11 protein-coding genes are annotated in these 12,777 nt (G+C 71.2%); 4 read left to right on the top strand and 7 right to left on the bottom strand.

Features of this window, described 5'->3' with window-relative positions:
* Positions 1 to 26 precede the first annotated feature (26 nt).
* Positions 27 to 965, bottom strand: coding sequence for an SMP-30/gluconolactonase/LRE family protein (locus tag MWM08_RS22925; RefSeq protein ID WP_244408821.1), 939 nt, complete (start codon positions 963 to 965; stop codon positions 27 to 29).
* A 95-nt stretch (positions 966 to 1,060) separates the two neighbouring features.
* Between MWM08_RS22925 and MWM08_RS22920 the strand changes: the two genes are divergently transcribed.
* Genes MWM08_RS22920 through MWM08_RS22910 form a run of 3 tightly spaced genes read left to right on the top strand, consistent with a single transcriptional unit; the run spans position 1,061 to position 5,517 of the window.
* The gene (locus tag MWM08_RS22920) at positions 1,061 to 2,704 is read left to right on the top strand and encodes a hydantoinase B/oxoprolinase family protein (RefSeq protein WP_244408820.1); all 1,644 of its coding nucleotides are present in this window, start codon (positions 1,061 to 1,063) and stop codon (positions 2,702 to 2,704) included.
* Complete coding sequence (locus tag MWM08_RS22915; RefSeq protein ID WP_244408819.1) at positions 2,701 to 4,800, top strand: hydantoinase/oxoprolinase family protein; 2,100 nt, start codon at positions 2,701 to 2,703, stop codon at positions 4,798 to 4,800. The genes MWM08_RS22920 and MWM08_RS22915 overlap by 4 nt, the downstream gene beginning before the upstream one ends.
* A 57-nt stretch (positions 4,801 to 4,857) precedes the next feature.
* Positions 4,858 to 5,517 (top strand): hypothetical protein, encoded by a 660-nt coding sequence (locus MWM08_RS22910; RefSeq protein ID WP_244408818.1) that lies wholly within the window; start codon positions 4,858 to 4,860, stop codon positions 5,515 to 5,517.
* Here the strand turns inward: MWM08_RS22910 and MWM08_RS22905 are convergent.
* From MWM08_RS22905 to MWM08_RS22895, 3 genes are all read right to left on the bottom strand, one after another.
* Positions 5,480 to 6,133 carry an HD domain-containing protein gene (locus tag MWM08_RS22905; protein WP_244408817.1) on the bottom strand — a complete coding sequence of 218 codons (654 nt, stop codon included), beginning with the start codon at positions 6,131 to 6,133 and terminating at the stop codon, positions 5,480 to 5,482. The genes MWM08_RS22910 and MWM08_RS22905 overlap by 38 nt on opposite strands.
* Positions 6,134 to 6,137: 4 nt before the next feature.
* On the bottom strand, positions 6,138 to 6,524 hold the full coding sequence (locus MWM08_RS22900) for a hypothetical protein (RefSeq protein ID WP_244408816.1): 387 nt from the start codon (positions 6,522 to 6,524) through the stop codon (positions 6,138 to 6,140).
* 73 nt (positions 6,525 to 6,597) lie between these two features.
* The gene (locus tag MWM08_RS22895) at positions 6,598 to 7,320 is read right to left on the bottom strand and encodes a maleate cis-trans isomerase family protein (protein WP_244408815.1); all 723 of its coding nucleotides are present in this window, start codon (positions 7,318 to 7,320) and stop codon (positions 6,598 to 6,600) included.
* Positions 7,321 to 7,462: 142 nt separating this feature from the next.
* Here MWM08_RS22895 and MWM08_RS22890 point away from each other — a divergent pair, with 142 nt between their 5' ends.
* Positions 7,463 to 8,269 (top strand): AraC family transcriptional regulator, encoded by an 807-nt coding sequence (locus MWM08_RS22890; protein ID WP_244408814.1) that lies wholly within the window; start codon positions 7,463 to 7,465, stop codon positions 8,267 to 8,269.
* Positions 8,270 to 8,273: 4 nt separating this feature from the next.
* Here MWM08_RS22890 and MWM08_RS22885 read toward each other — a convergent pair whose 3' ends face one another.
* The 3 genes from MWM08_RS22885 to MWM08_RS22875 form a co-directional block, all read right to left on the bottom strand.
* Positions 8,274 to 8,468, bottom strand: coding sequence for a hypothetical protein (locus MWM08_RS22885; RefSeq protein ID WP_244408813.1), 195 nt, complete (start codon positions 8,466 to 8,468; stop codon positions 8,274 to 8,276).
* A 47-nt stretch (positions 8,469 to 8,515) separates the two neighbouring features.
* A complete protein-coding gene (gene odhB / locus MWM08_RS22880; RefSeq protein WP_244408812.1) occupies positions 8,516 to 9,775 on the bottom strand; it encodes a 2-oxoglutarate dehydrogenase complex dihydrolipoyllysine-residue succinyltransferase in 1,260 nt (419 codons plus the stop codon).
* Between the two features lie 85 nt (positions 9,776 to 9,860).
* A complete protein-coding gene (locus MWM08_RS22875) occupies positions 9,861 to 12,746 on the bottom strand; it encodes a 2-oxoglutarate dehydrogenase E1 component (protein ID WP_244408811.1) in 2,886 nt (961 codons plus the stop codon).
* Positions 12,747 to 12,777 lie beyond the last annotated feature (31 nt).

Raw genomic sequence — 12,777 nt, 5'->3', positions numbered from 1 at the left:
AGCCTCCGCCCGCGACGCCGTGGCTGTCAACCGTGCGGCAGGCGGAAGCCCGGTTCGTCCCATCGCATCGCGGCGAGCTTTCCGCTGGTGGACAGCGTGATGTAGGCGGTGCGCATGTCGGGGCCGCCGAAGCAGATGTTGGTGGGCATGCGCTCGGGCATCTTCACCACGCGCAGGATCTCGCCGGCGGGCGAGACGGTGGTGATTTCGCCAGCGACCAGCGTGGCGACGATGATGTTGCCCGATGCGGCGATGGCGATGGAATCGAGGCGGCGATAGCCCGGGAACTGGCAGATCACGCGACCGCCGTTGCTGGATGGCCAGGGTTCCTTGCGCAGCCTGCCCGGTGCTTCGACATCCCAGGCCCAGAGGCGGCCGGTCTCGGTCTCGGCCACGTAGACGGTCTTGCCATCGGGGCTGATGCCGATGCCGTTGGCGCCACCGAAGATCGGGAAAGCTGCCTCGACCGCGCCGCTGCCATCGGCCTTCGCGTAGTAGGCGCCGCCATGGTCGCGGTCGCGCGCGCGGACCTTGCCGAGGTCGCTGAACCAGAAGCCGCCATGCGCGTCGAACATCAGGTCATTGGGGCCGCGCAGCGGGCGGCCATCGACGGCGCGGATCAGCGTCTCGACGGAGCCGGTCGCCGGGTCCACGCGTTCGATGCGGCCGCCGGAATAGTCGGCCGCCTGGAAGCCAGGGCGCAGCAGGCCGGGTTCCTCGTGCCAGGAGAAACCGCCATTGTTGCAGACGTACAGCATCCCGTTCGGCCCCGGCGCGAGGCCGTTGGGCGCGCCGGTCACGGTGGTGATGGTGGATTTCGCGCCGTTCGCGGCGACGCGCGTGATGCGCCGCGCCTCGATCTCGACCAGCGCGACCGAGCCATCCGGCATGCAGACCGGCCCTTCGGGAAAGCGCAGCCCGTCCGTGACGATGCGCAGGTCGGGGGTCTCGACGGTGACGGTCATGGCGCTTCCTTCCCTATGCTTGCGCCGATGATGGCGCGGCCCGGGCGCGCTGCGAAGCCTTGACGGCGGCGCCCGCGCGCCGGAGCGTTCCGCCCATGACCACGCCCGATCCCGTGACGCTCTCGGTCCTCGACAACCGCTTCCGCGCGATCGTGGAGGAAATGGGCGAGGCGATGCTGCGCACTGCCTATTCGCAGATCCTGAATTCCTCGCGCGATTTCTCGATCGCGCTGTGCGACGCGCAGGCGAGGCTGCTGGCGCAGGCAGACCACATCCCGGTGCATGTCGGCGCCATGCCCTTTGCCGTGCAGGCGGTGGTGGAAGCCTTCGGCGATGCGGTGCGGGACGGTGACATCTATCTGCTCAACGACCCCTATCACGGTGGGTCGCATTTGCCGGACCTGACCATCATCGTGCCGGTGTTTGGTGAAGGGCGGCTGCTGTTCTGGTCGGTGGTGCGGGCGCACCACACCGATATCGGCGGCGGTACGCATGGCGCCTACAACCCCGCGGCGACCGAGATCTTCCAGGAAGGGCTGCGCCTGCCGCCGATCCTGCTCGGGCAGGGGCGCGTGCCGCGCGCCGACCTGGTGCGGATGATCGTGACCAACACCCGCCTGCCGCGGGAGGTGCGCGGCGACCTGATGGCGATGATCGGCGCGGCGCATCTGGGCGAGAAGCGGCTGCACGCCGTGGTGGCGAAGCACGGCGCGGCGCTGGCGGATGCCGCGGCCACGGGCATCATGGCGCTGTCGGAGGCGCATGCGCGCCGCATCATCGCCGGCTGGGCCGATGGCACCTGGACCGGTGAGGCCTTCCTGGACGATGACGGCTTCGGGCAGCAGGATATCCCGATCCGCGCGACGGTGACCAAGCGTGGCGATTCCATCACCGTGGACCTGTCGGCGTCGGCGCCGCAGGTGCCTTCCTTCCTGAATTCGTCCTGGCCCAACACGGTCAGCGCGGTGCGCATGGCGATCGCCTTCCTGCTCGACCCCGAGGTCGCGAAGAACGACGGCTGCTTCCGCCCCATCGAGATCATCGCGAAGGAAGGCACCATCGTGCTCCCGCGCGAAGGCGCGCCGGTGACGATGTGCACCTCGCACTGTTCGAACGAGATCGTGGAGGCGGTGGTGAAGGCGCTGGCGCATGCGTGCCCGGACCGTGCGATGGGCGGCTGGGGCCGGCGCTTCCGCGTGGCGATCAAGGGCAGTGATGCGCGGCGGCCTGGCCGGTCCTTCGTGTGGCACCTGTTCCATGCGCGGCCGGGTGGCGGTGGGTCGTCGCAGGGCGATGGCTGGTCCACCGCCGGCGAATGGCATTCGGCGGGCGGGCTGAAATTCGGGTCTGTCGAGATGGCGGAAGCGCGCTTTCCGTTGTTCTTCGCCAGGCACGAATTCCGCCCGGGCAGCGCGGGGGATGGCACCTATCGCGGTGGCTTGGGCGGCGAACTCGTGATGCGGCTGGAGACGGATGGCCCGGCGGTGGCGAACACCGCGGGCGATGGCGTGCGCTATGGCGCGGCGGGGATGCTGGGCGGCCAGGACGCGGCGCCGCATCACTACACGCTGGATCGCGCCGACGGCACCTCGCGCGACCTGCGCACCAAGGAAGTCGGCATTGCGCTCGCCCCCGGCGATACGCTGCATGTGCGTGCCGGAGGCGGTGGCGGTTGGGGACCACCGGATAAGCGTGACCCGGCGGCGCGTGCGCGCGACGCCCAGGAGGGGCTGCTGTGAGCGCGCCCGATGATCGGGCCGCGACACTGCGAGGCCAGCCGACCTATCGCATCGGCGTCGATGTCGGCGGCACCTTCACCGACGTGGTCTGCGTCGCCGCCGATGGCATGACCACGCTGGCGAAGGCAGCCTCCACGCCCGCCGACCAGAGCGAAGGCGTGGTGGCTGGCCTGGCCGTGCTGGCGCAGCGCCTCGGCCTCGCGCTGCCCGACCTTCTCGCGCGCACCGAGCGCATCGTGCACGGCACCACGGTCGCGACGAATGCACTGCTGGAACGCCGTGGCGCGAAGGTGGCGATGCTGACCACCGAAGGCCATCGCGACGTCATCGAGATGCGCGAGGGGCTGAAGCCCGAGCGCTACGACCTGCGCCTGCCCGCCGCGCCGGCGCTGGTGCCGCGCCGCCTGCGCCTGCCGGTGCGCGAGCGCATCCGTCCCGATGGTCGCGTCGAACAGCCGCTGGACCGCGCATCACTGGACGCCGCCATCACCACGCTGCGCGCCGAACAGGTCGAGGCGGTGGCGATCTGCTTCCTGCATGCCTGGCGCGACGATGCCCATGAACGCGAAGCCGCCGAGGCCGTGCGCGCCGCGCTGCCCGGCGTGTTCGTGACCACCTCCGCCGAGGTGCTGCCGCAGATCAAGGAGTTCGAGCGCTTCTCGACCGCCTGCGTGAACGCCTATGTCGGGCCGGTGGTGTCGCGGTATCTCGCGCGGCTGCGCGGGCGGCTCGGCGATGCCGGCTACCACGGCCCCGTCTTCGTGATTCTCTCCCATGGCGGCGTGGCACCGGTCGAGGAAGCCGCGCGGCTCGCGGCCGGCACCGCGTTGTCGGGCCCGGCGGGCGGAGTTGCGGCAGGCGTTGCGCTGGCGCAGCGTGGGCTGGGGCAGGACCTCATCACCTTCGATGTCGGCGGCACCTCGACCGACATCGCGCTAGTGCAGGATGGCGAGGCGGCACTCGGCCGCGGGCGCACCGTGGCGGGGGAGCGCATCGCGCTCGAGAGCCTGGACATCGTGACGCTTGGCGCGGGCGGCGGGTCGATCGGGCATGTCGGCGCGGGTGGCACGCTGCAGGTCGGGCCGCGCAGTGCTGGTGCGGTGCCCGGGCCTGTGGCCTATGGGCAGGGCGGCACCGAACCGGCGGTGACGGATGCGAACCTGGTGCTCGGCTACCTCGACGCGAACAACTTCCTCGGCGGTGCGCGCAAGCTGGATCGCGACGGCGCGCTGGCAGCCTTCGGGCGGCTCGGCGCGTCGCTCGGCATCGACGCCATGGCGGCGGCGGAGGGGGTGCATCGGCTAGCGAATGTCCGCATGGCGGATGGCATCCGCGTTGCCACCGTGCGCCGCGGCGTCGATCCGCGCGACTTCACGCTGCTCGCCTTCGGCGGCGCCGCGGGGCTGCATGCCAGCGCGGTGGCGCGCGAACTGGGTGTCATGCGCGTCGCGGTGCCGGTCTTCGCCGCGGGGCTGTCCGCCTGGGGCATGTTGCACACCGACCTGCGCTACGAGATGGCGCGCAGCGAGATCGGCGCCGGCGGCGTGCCCGACGACGATGCGCTGCGCAGCATCTGGGCCGGGCTCGAGAGCGAGGGCCGTGCGCGCGTCGGCGCCTGGTTCGGCGGCGCGGTCGAGACGAAGCGTGCGGCCGACATGCGCTATGGCGAGCAGGTCTTCGAGATCGCCGTGCCGCTCGATGGGGTGGCCTGGGATGCGCCGGGCCTGGCCGCGCGGGTGACTGCGGCCTTCCACGCGCGCCACGAATCGCTGTTCACCTACGCGCTGGCCGGCGAGGAGGTGGTGCTGGTCAACGCGCGCCTGGCGGTGATTGGCCGCCTGCCGCCCATGCCCGCCCCGCCCGCCGTGGCCGCGCGCGCGCCGGCCGCACCCTTTGCTACGCGCCGCGCGCGGCTGGAGGGCGCCGAACACGACCTGCCGGTCTTCGACTTCGCCGCGCTGGCGGATGGCCAGCAGGTGGCCGGCCCTGCCATCATCGAGAGCGACACCACCACCGTGTTGCTGCTGCCCGGCGACCAGGCGCGGATGGATGCGCGTGGCTGGGTCGACGTGACCCTGCCGGGAGAGAGCACATGACTTGCCCCGTGGCGCATCACCTGCGTCGACACCTGCCTGGCCGCGGAGACTGAACCCATGTCCGAATGGTCCCTTCCGCCCGGCCATGGCGGCCGCTGGATCCTCGCCTGCGCCGCAGGCAGCGGGGTCGGCCTCGCGCTCGCGGCGGTCTGGAACGCGCTGCTGCTGCCGGTGATGGCGCCGGGGCTTGTGGGCGTGCTCGTGCCGCTGCTCCAGGCCGTCGGCGGGGCGGTGCTGGGCGCCTGCCTCGGCGCCGCGCAGGGTGCGGCGCTGCGCCATGCCTATCCGGACCTTCCGCTCGGTGCCTGGATCGTGGCGACGGCGGTGGCCGGGTATCTCACTGCGCTGGTGATCAACCTGGTCCAGGGCGGGCTTGTGCAGCAGGTGGGCAGCATGCCGATCGAGCTGTTCGTGCTGATGGGCGCGGCGCTGAAGGGCGTCGTGGCGGGGCTGCTCTATGGGCAGGCGCAGGGGCGCGTGCTGGACCGCGTGGTGCGCGAACGCGCGTCCTGGACGCGGGTGGTGATGGTCGGCTTCATGCTCGGCGCGCTGCTGGGCAGCATGCGCTGGCTGGTCGGGCCGGCGTCGATGACACCGGTGTCGCTGGTGCTGGGTGGGCTGGTCGGCGGGGCGCTGGAAGGCCTGGCCCTCGGCATCGTCACCGCCGGCGCCTTCCGCTTCATGCCGCCGCGCGGAGCTCCGCCAGCGCAGCCGTGAGGTTCTCGCGCGCCCGTGCCTCATAGGTCGTGGCGAGGCGGGTGCGGAAGATGGCGGGTGCCTCCAGGAAGCGGGCGAGCACCGCGCCGCGGCCGGCACGCCAGCGCGCTTCGTCCACCGCGGCGTATTCGCGGCGCAGGAAGCCGGTGTTGCGCGCGAAGACGTCGGGCAGTTCCGCCAGCGGCGTGAGGTCGAGGTCGAGCAGCCGCTGCACCCGGCAATCCGTCCCGGCATAGGCCAGGTGGTCGGCGGTGGCGCGGATGGCGTCCTGCGCCCAAGTCGTGTCGCCCGGCACGAGTTGCGCGAGCAGCGCTGCGGAGGCGTCCTCGTTGTCCTTGGCCATCGGGTCGTAGATCGCGTCGTGGAACAGCAAGGCCAGGGCGAAGTCGCGATCGCCCGGGTCGCCGCCATGCAGCAAGTGGCGCAGCCAGAGCAGCCCGACATGCGCGGCGTCGTGATAGGCGCGGTGGGGTTCGCCGTAGCGGCGGCGGAGTTCGGCCGCGGCGGCGGCGGGCAGGTCGGCGCGGGCGAGCAGCGCGCCGAAGCCGGCGCGGCACTGGTCGAGGTCCTCGGCCAGGACCAGGGCGGCGCCTTCGCGGCCTTGCGTGCGGGTCATGGCGTCAGCCCTCCCGCCGCAGGGCGATGCGCCCGCCGGTATCCTCGAGCAGCAGCGTGCCGTCGGGCTGCAGGGCGTAGCGATAGGTTTCGCCGGGGATCATGCGGATGGGCGTGCAGCCGATGAGGCCGCAGGCGCGGCGTGGGGCCCAGTCCTCGATGGTCAGGCGCAGCCAGGGGCCGGCATCAGCCAGCGTCCAGTGGCCGGAGACGGTCATGGCGGTGCCGTCGGGGCCGCGGTCGCGGCGGGCGAATCGGCCATCGGGCTGCAGGGTGATCTCGACCGACTGGCCGCCCTGCGCGGCACGCCAGGTGCCGGCGAGGGGGCTGGCCTGCGCGAGGCCGGGGACCAGCAGGGCCAGGGCGAGGATGGCGGCAAGGCGGGGGGACATGGGGCGCTCCGGGGCTTCATGGGCCCTACGCGCGCTGTATGCGCGTGGATGCGCGCGGGGGCGCTGAATCGCTTCAGGGCGTGGCGAAGACGCGCCCGAAATGTGCGAGCGGCGCGGTGTCGATACCTGCCCGGTCGAGCAGCGCGGCGACGCCGAGCGCGGCGCTGTCGAGCACCGGGATGCCGAGCGCGGCTTCCAGCGGTGCCATGGCGTCGAGGCCGTGGAGGTTGGTGCTCCAGACCAGGATGGCGTCGGGTCGCGCCTCGGTCGCCACGGTGTGCACGGCGTCGATGATGGCGGTGGACGCGACGGCGGCGGCGGAGAGGTTGTCGGGGCAGCCGAGGCCGTGCGCTGCGACGGTCTCGATGCCCTCGGCCGCGAAGCCGGCGATGTGGGCCGCACCTTCCGCGACGGTACCGGGCAGCACGAGTGCGATGCGGCGCGCGCCCCGGCGCCGCAGCCAGGCGGCGGTGAAGATGGCGGTGGTGGTGGCGGGGCAGTGTGCTTCGGCGGCGAGGGAGGCGATCAGCGCGCGGTCGGCGGGCAGGCCGAGCGCGGCGCCGCGCGTGCCGTTCCAGCACACCGCCGCGACGCCGGCATGGCCGAGCAGCCGCGCGGCGTCGGCATAGGAGGGCGCGTCATAGGCACCCGCCGGCTGGCCGCTGCCATCGGGCGCATAGGGGATGCGCGCGGCGCAGTGGTCGATGCCGGGCAGGTGGCGCAGCAGCGCGGCCGTGGTGCGCTCCACCACGCGGTTGGAGGAGGGCAGGATGGTGCCGATGGCGATGCGCGACATGCCGCGCATCATCCGGGCCGGGCGCAACTGCGCAAGCGCGATCAAGCGCGCCCGTGGCATGAGGGGCACATTGCGGGAGAGGACGGCGATGGCGCCACGGGCACGGACGGGACGGGACTATGCGGCGCGCATCACGCGCGCCATGGCGCTGATCGCGGCATCGCCGGACGACCCGCCGGGGCTGGAGGCGCTGGCCGCGGCGGCCGCCTTCTCGCCCTTCCATTTCCACCGGGTCTATCGCGCGATCTCGGGCGAGACGCCGGCGCAGACCGCCGCACGGGCCCGGCTGATGGGTGCGGCGGTGGCGCTGTTGAAGTCGGGCGAACCGGTCGCGGTGGTGGGCAGGCGCGCCGGCTATGGCAGCCAGGCCGCCTTCACCCGGGCCTTCCGCGCCGCCTATGGCATTCCGCCGGCGGCGTATCGCGCCCGTGGCGGGCTGGGATTCCCGATCGATCGTGACACGCAGGCGGAGCGGGCGATGTTCACCGTGGAGATCCGCGACAGCGCGCCGATGCGCCTGGTGGTGCTGCGCCATCTGGGCGTGTTCGAGGGCATCGGCGCCGCCTTCGACCGGCTGATGGCATGGGGCGGCGGACGCGGGCTGATCGGGGCGGAAACACGCTTCGTGGCGCTATACCTCGATGACCCGACCAGCATGCCGGATGCCGAGCTGCGATCCGAGGCAGGCTTCACCGTCGGGGCCGAGGTGGCGGGCGAGGGCGAGGTGCGGATCGTCGAGGTGCCGGGCTTCGCCCGCGTGGCGGCGCTGCGCTTCAAGGGGCCCTATGCGGAGCTTGAGCGCGCCTATGACTGGCTGTACGGGCGCTGGCTGCCGGGCAGCAACGAGGAGCCGGCGGATGCGCCGGTCATGGAGGAATACCTCAATGACTGTCGGGCGCTGCCGCCGGCGGAATGGCTGACGGACATCCTGCTGCCGCTGAAGGGGTGAGCGGCTACTTCTTACCGCTCATGCCCAGCTCGGCCTCGATCTCGCGGATGCGCGCGAGCAGGGTGGTGCGCATGGAGGGCGACGCGTGCGGCTTGAGGCCCGCCAGCGTGTCCTTGAGTTCGCGCAGCAGCTTTTCCTTCTCCCCGCGGCTGCGCTGGATGGGGCGTGCGTCGGAGAACTGGCCGTCCCGGCTTCGCATGGTTGTCTTCCGTTCTGGGTTGGGCCGCATGCGGCCTTGGGCGCGCGTCAGATGTCGAGCATCAGACGCCGCGGATCCTCGATGCTTTCCTTCACGCGCACCAGGAAGGACACTGCTTCCTTCCCGTCGACGATCCGGTGGTCGTAGGACAGCGCGATGTACATCATCGGACGGATCTCGACCTTTCCGCCCACCGCCATCGGCCGGTCCTGGATCTTGTGCATGCCCAGGATGCCGGACTGCGGCGGGTTCAGGATGGGGGTCGACATCAGCGATCCGTAGATGCCGCCATTGGTGATGGTGAAGGACCCGCCGGCGAGCTCGTCGAGCTTCAGCGCGCCGTCGCGCGCCTTCTTGCCGAAGGCGCCGATGGTCTTCTCGATCTCGGCGAACGAGAGCGTGTCGGCGTGGCGGACCACCGGCACGACCAGGCCCGAGGGGCCGCCCACCGCGATGCCCATGTGCACGAAGTTCTTGTAGACGATCTCGTCGCCGTCGATCTCGGCATTGACCGCCGGGAATTCCTTCAGCGCGGCGACGCAGGCCTTCACGAAGAAGGACATGAAGCCGAGCTTCACGCCGTGCTTCTTCTCGAACACGTCCTTGTATTCGCTGCGCAGCGCCATGGCCGCGCCCATGTCCACCTCGTTGAAGGTGGTGAGCATGGCGGCGGTGTTCTGCGCTTCCTTCAGGCGGCGCGCGATGGTGGCGCGCAGGCGCGTCATCTTCACGCGCTCCTCGCCGGATTCCGGCGCGCGGGCTGGCTTGGGTGCCGCGGGTGCAGCGGCGGCGGGCGCGGGGCGGGCCAGGTAGTCGAGCACGTCGCCCTTGGTGATGCGGCCATCCTTGCCCGTGCCGGTGCCGACCGCCGCGGCGGTGGCGCCCGTCTCGGCCATCATCTTGGCGGCGGCGGGCAGGGGCGCGGCGCCCTGCGCAGCCGCCGGCGCGGAGCCGGATGGCGCACCGGGCACGGCAACAGGGCCCGTCACGGCGCGCGGCGACTCGACATGCGGCACCGGCGGGGCGCCGGCCGCGGGTGCGGGGGCGGCGGCCTTTGGCGCGGCGGCGGCGCCACCGGCGACGATCGACCCGAGCACCGACCCCGGCGCGACCTCCGCGCCCTCGGCGGCGGAGATGGCTTCCAGCACGCCGGCGGAGGGCGCGTTGACCTCGACCGTGACCTTGTCGGTCTCGAGTTCCACCAGCGGCTCGTCGGCCGCCACCGCCTCGCCGGCCTTCTTCAGCCAGCGCGCCACGGTCGCGGAGGAAACGCTCTCGCCGAGCGTGGGAACCAGGATGTCGGTCATGTCTGCCGTCCGTTGATCGTCGTGTCGCGCGTCACGGCGCGCTTTGTAACGTCGCGCTTCGCAGCGCGCTTTGTCATGTGGCGCGTCACAGCCCGAGAGCCGAACGCACCAGGGCTTCCTGCTGCTGGGCGTGGATGCGCGCGAGGCCGGTGGCGGGGCTCGCCGCATCCTCGCGGCCCACGTAGTCGGGGCGCTTGGCCGCGATGTCGAGGGTGCGCAGCACCTTCTCGATGCGGCGGTCCATGAAGGTCCAGGCGCCCATGTTCTCGGGCTCCTCCTGGCACCACACCACCTCGGCGTTGCGGTAGGGTGCCAGCGCCTTGGCCAGGCTGTTCGCCGGGAAGGGGAACATCTGCTCGACGCGCACGATGGCGACGTCATCGATGGCCTTCTCGCGCCGTTCGGCCAGCAGGTCGTAGTAGACCTTGCCGGTGCACAACACGACGCGCTTCACCTTCTCCTCGGGCGCGATCGCGTCGATCTCGGGGATCACGTAGCGGAAGGCGCTGCCGGGGCCGAATTCCGAGAGCGAGCTGACCGCCAGCTTGTGGCGCAGCAGGGACTTCGGCGTCATCAGCACCAGCGGCTTGCGGTAGTTGGCCTTCAGCTGGCGGCGCAGCGCATGGAAGTAGTTGGCCGGCGTGGTGAAGTTGCACACGCGCATGTTGCGTTCGGCGCAGAGCTGCAGGTAGCGCTCGAGCCGGGCGGAGGAATGCTCCGGCCCCTGGCCCTCGTAGCCATGCGGCAACAGCATCACCAGGCCCGACATGCGCAGCCACTTGGTCTCGCCCGAGGCGATGAACTGGTCGATGATGACCTGCGCGCCGTTGGCGAAATCGCCGAACTGGCCTTCCCACAGCACCAGCGTCTGCGGGTCGGCCAAGGTGTAGCCGTAGTCGAAGCCGAGCACGCCGAATTCCGCCAGCAGGGAGTTGAAGGCCTCGAACTTCGGCTGGCCGGCGCGGATGTTGTTCAGCGGGACGTATTCCGCCTGCGTCGCCTGGTCGATCAGGTAGGCGTGGCGGTGGGAGAAGGTTCCGCGCTGCACGTCCTCGCCCGACAGGCGCACGCGGTGGCCTTCCAGCAGCAGCGTGCCGAAGGCGAGCGCTTCGCCGGTCGCCCAGTCGATGCCTTCGCCGGTTTCGATGGACTGCTTCTTGGCTTCGAGCTGGCGGGCGATCTTGGGGTTCACGCCGAAATCGGCCGGCACGCGGCACAGCGCGCCGCCCACCTCGCGCAGGGTGTCGAGCGGCACGGCGGTTTCGTGCAGCTTCTCGACTTCCTCGCCGGCGGTGGCCGACTTCAGGCCGGACCAGTGGCCTTCCAGCCAGTCCGCCTTGTTCGGGCGGAAGGATTGCGCGGCCTGGAAGGCATCCTCCAGCGTGGCGTTGAAGGCGTCGTACATCGCCTTCGAGTCTTCGGCGGCGAGCGAACCCTCGCGCGCCAGTTTCTCGGCATACAGGGTGCGCGTGGTGCGCATTTCCTTGATGCGGTTGTACATGATGGGCTGGGTGAAGGCGGGCTCGTCGCTCTCGTTGTGGCCGTGGCGGCGGTAGCAGACGATGTCCAGCACGATGTCGGCGCCGAAGGTCATGCGGAATTCGGCGGCCATGCGGGCGCAGAACAGCACCGCCTCGGGGTCGTCGCCGTTGACGTGCAGGATCGGCGCCTGGATCGCCTTCGCCACGTCGGTGCAGTACAGGCCGGAATAGGCGTGCGCCGCGACGGTGGTGAAGCCGATCTGGTTGTTGGTGACGATGTGCACCGTGCCGCCGGTGCGGTAGCCGATCAGCTGGGACATCGCCAGCGTCTCGTACACCACGCCCTGGCCGGCGAAGGCGGCATCGCCATGCAGCAGGATGCCCATGACCGACCGGCGGCCCTTGGTGTCGCCGGCCATGTCCTGGCGCGCGCGCACCTTGCCGGCGACCACCGGGTTCACCGCTTCCAGGTGCGAGGGATTCGGCTGGAGCGACAGGTGCACCATGTGCCCGCCGATCTCCATGTCGGTGGAGGTGCCAAGGTGGTACTTCACGTCGCCCGAACCCTGCACGTCGTCAGGGTTGGCGCCCACACCCTTGAATTCGGAGAAGACCTGCACGTAGGGCTTCTTGACCACGTTCACGAGCACGTTGAGGCGGCCGCGATGGGCCATGCCGATGGCGATTTCCTTCACGCCGCCGGCGGCCGCGGTCTCGATCACCGCTTCCAGGGCGGGGATGGTGGATTCACCGCCTTCCAGGCCGAAGCGCTTGGTGCCGACGAACTTCTTCGCGCAGAAGGCCTCGAAGCCCTCGGCCTTGGTGAGGTCCGCGAGCAGCTCCTTCTTGGTGGCGGCGTCGAAGGCGGTCAGCCAGGGCGCGCCTTCGATGCGGCGCTGGATCCAGGACTTCTGGTCGGGGTCCTGGATGTGCATGAACTCGACGCCGATCGGCCCGCAATACGACGCGCGGCAGATCGCCATGATCTCCCGCAGCGTCGCGCTTTCCTTGCCGAGCACGAAGTCCAGGAAGATCGGGCGGTCCATGTCGGCTTCGGTGAAGCCGTAGGTCTTGGGGTCGAGCTCCGGATGCGCCTTGGGCGCGGTCAGGCCGAGCGGATCGAGCTGCGCTTCCAGATGCCCGCGCACGCGGTAGGAGCGGATCAGCATCAGCGCGCGCAGGCTGTCGAGCACCTGGCGGCGCGCGGCCTCGGCGGTCGCGGCCTGGACGGCGGGCGCATCGGTCGCGCGCCGGGCCGCGGGGGCCGGGGTCTCGGGATCGGGGCCGAAGGCGCCGCGGATGCGCGGGGCCCAGGACGCGCCGGTGGCGTCGGTGAGGACCGCGCGCGCCTCGTCATTCAGCGCGGCGAAGAGTTCCGCCATGGAGGGATCGACGCTGTCGGGCTTCTCGGCCCATCGGGCATAGAGATCCGCCAGGTAGGCGGCATTCGCGCCGGTCATCGCGGTTGCGAGGACGTCCACTCCAGCCATCGTTCTTCTCCGTGCCGGCGGATCGGCCGCC

The organism is Roseomonas fluvialis, assembly GCF_022846615.1.
In the GTDB taxonomy this organism is placed as follows: domain Bacteria; phylum Pseudomonadota; class Alphaproteobacteria; order Acetobacterales; family Acetobacteraceae; genus Neoroseomonas; species Neoroseomonas fluvialis.
Note: the sequence above shows the minus strand (reverse complement) of the source record. Positions and strands in the feature narration are given on the sequence as shown.

What these genes read in the sequence shown, in the direction of transcription:
- MWM08_RS22925 (WP_244408821.1), bottom strand. Translation starts at nt 965, where the DNA reads ATGACCGTCACCGTCGAGACCCCCGACCTGCGCATCGTCACGGACGGG.
- MWM08_RS22920 (WP_244408820.1), top strand. Translation starts at nt 1,061, where the DNA reads ATGACCACGCCCGATCCCGTGACGCTCTCGGTCCTCGACAACCGCTTC.
- MWM08_RS22910 (WP_244408818.1), top strand. Translation starts at nt 4,858, where the DNA reads ATGTCCGAATGGTCCCTTCCGCCCGGCCATGGCGGCCGCTGGATCCTC.
- MWM08_RS22905 (WP_244408817.1), bottom strand. Translation starts at nt 6,133, where the DNA reads ATGACCCGCACGCAAGGCCGCGAAGGCGCCGCCCTGGTCCTGGCCGAG.
- MWM08_RS22900 (WP_244408816.1), bottom strand. Translation starts at nt 6,524, where the DNA reads ATGTCCCCCCGCCTTGCCGCCATCCTCGCCCTGGCCCTGCTGGTCCCC.
- MWM08_RS22895 (WP_244408815.1), bottom strand. Translation starts at nt 7,320, where the DNA reads ATGTCGCGCATCGCCATCGGCACCATCCTGCCCTCCTCCAACCGCGTG.
- MWM08_RS22890 (WP_244408814.1), top strand. Translation starts at nt 7,463, where the DNA reads ATGGCGCTGATCGCGGCATCGCCGGACGACCCGCCGGGGCTGGAGGCG.
- MWM08_RS22885 (WP_244408813.1), bottom strand. Translation starts at nt 8,468, where the DNA reads ATGCGAAGCCGGGACGGCCAGTTCTCCGACGCACGCCCCATCCAGCGC.
- odhB (WP_244408812.1), bottom strand. Translation starts at nt 9,775, where the DNA reads ATGACCGACATCCTGGTTCCCACGCTCGGCGAGAGCGTTTCCTCCGCG.
- MWM08_RS22875 (WP_244408811.1), bottom strand. Translation starts at nt 12,746, where the DNA reads ATGGCTGGAGTGGACGTCCTCGCAACCGCGATGACCGGCGCGAATGCC.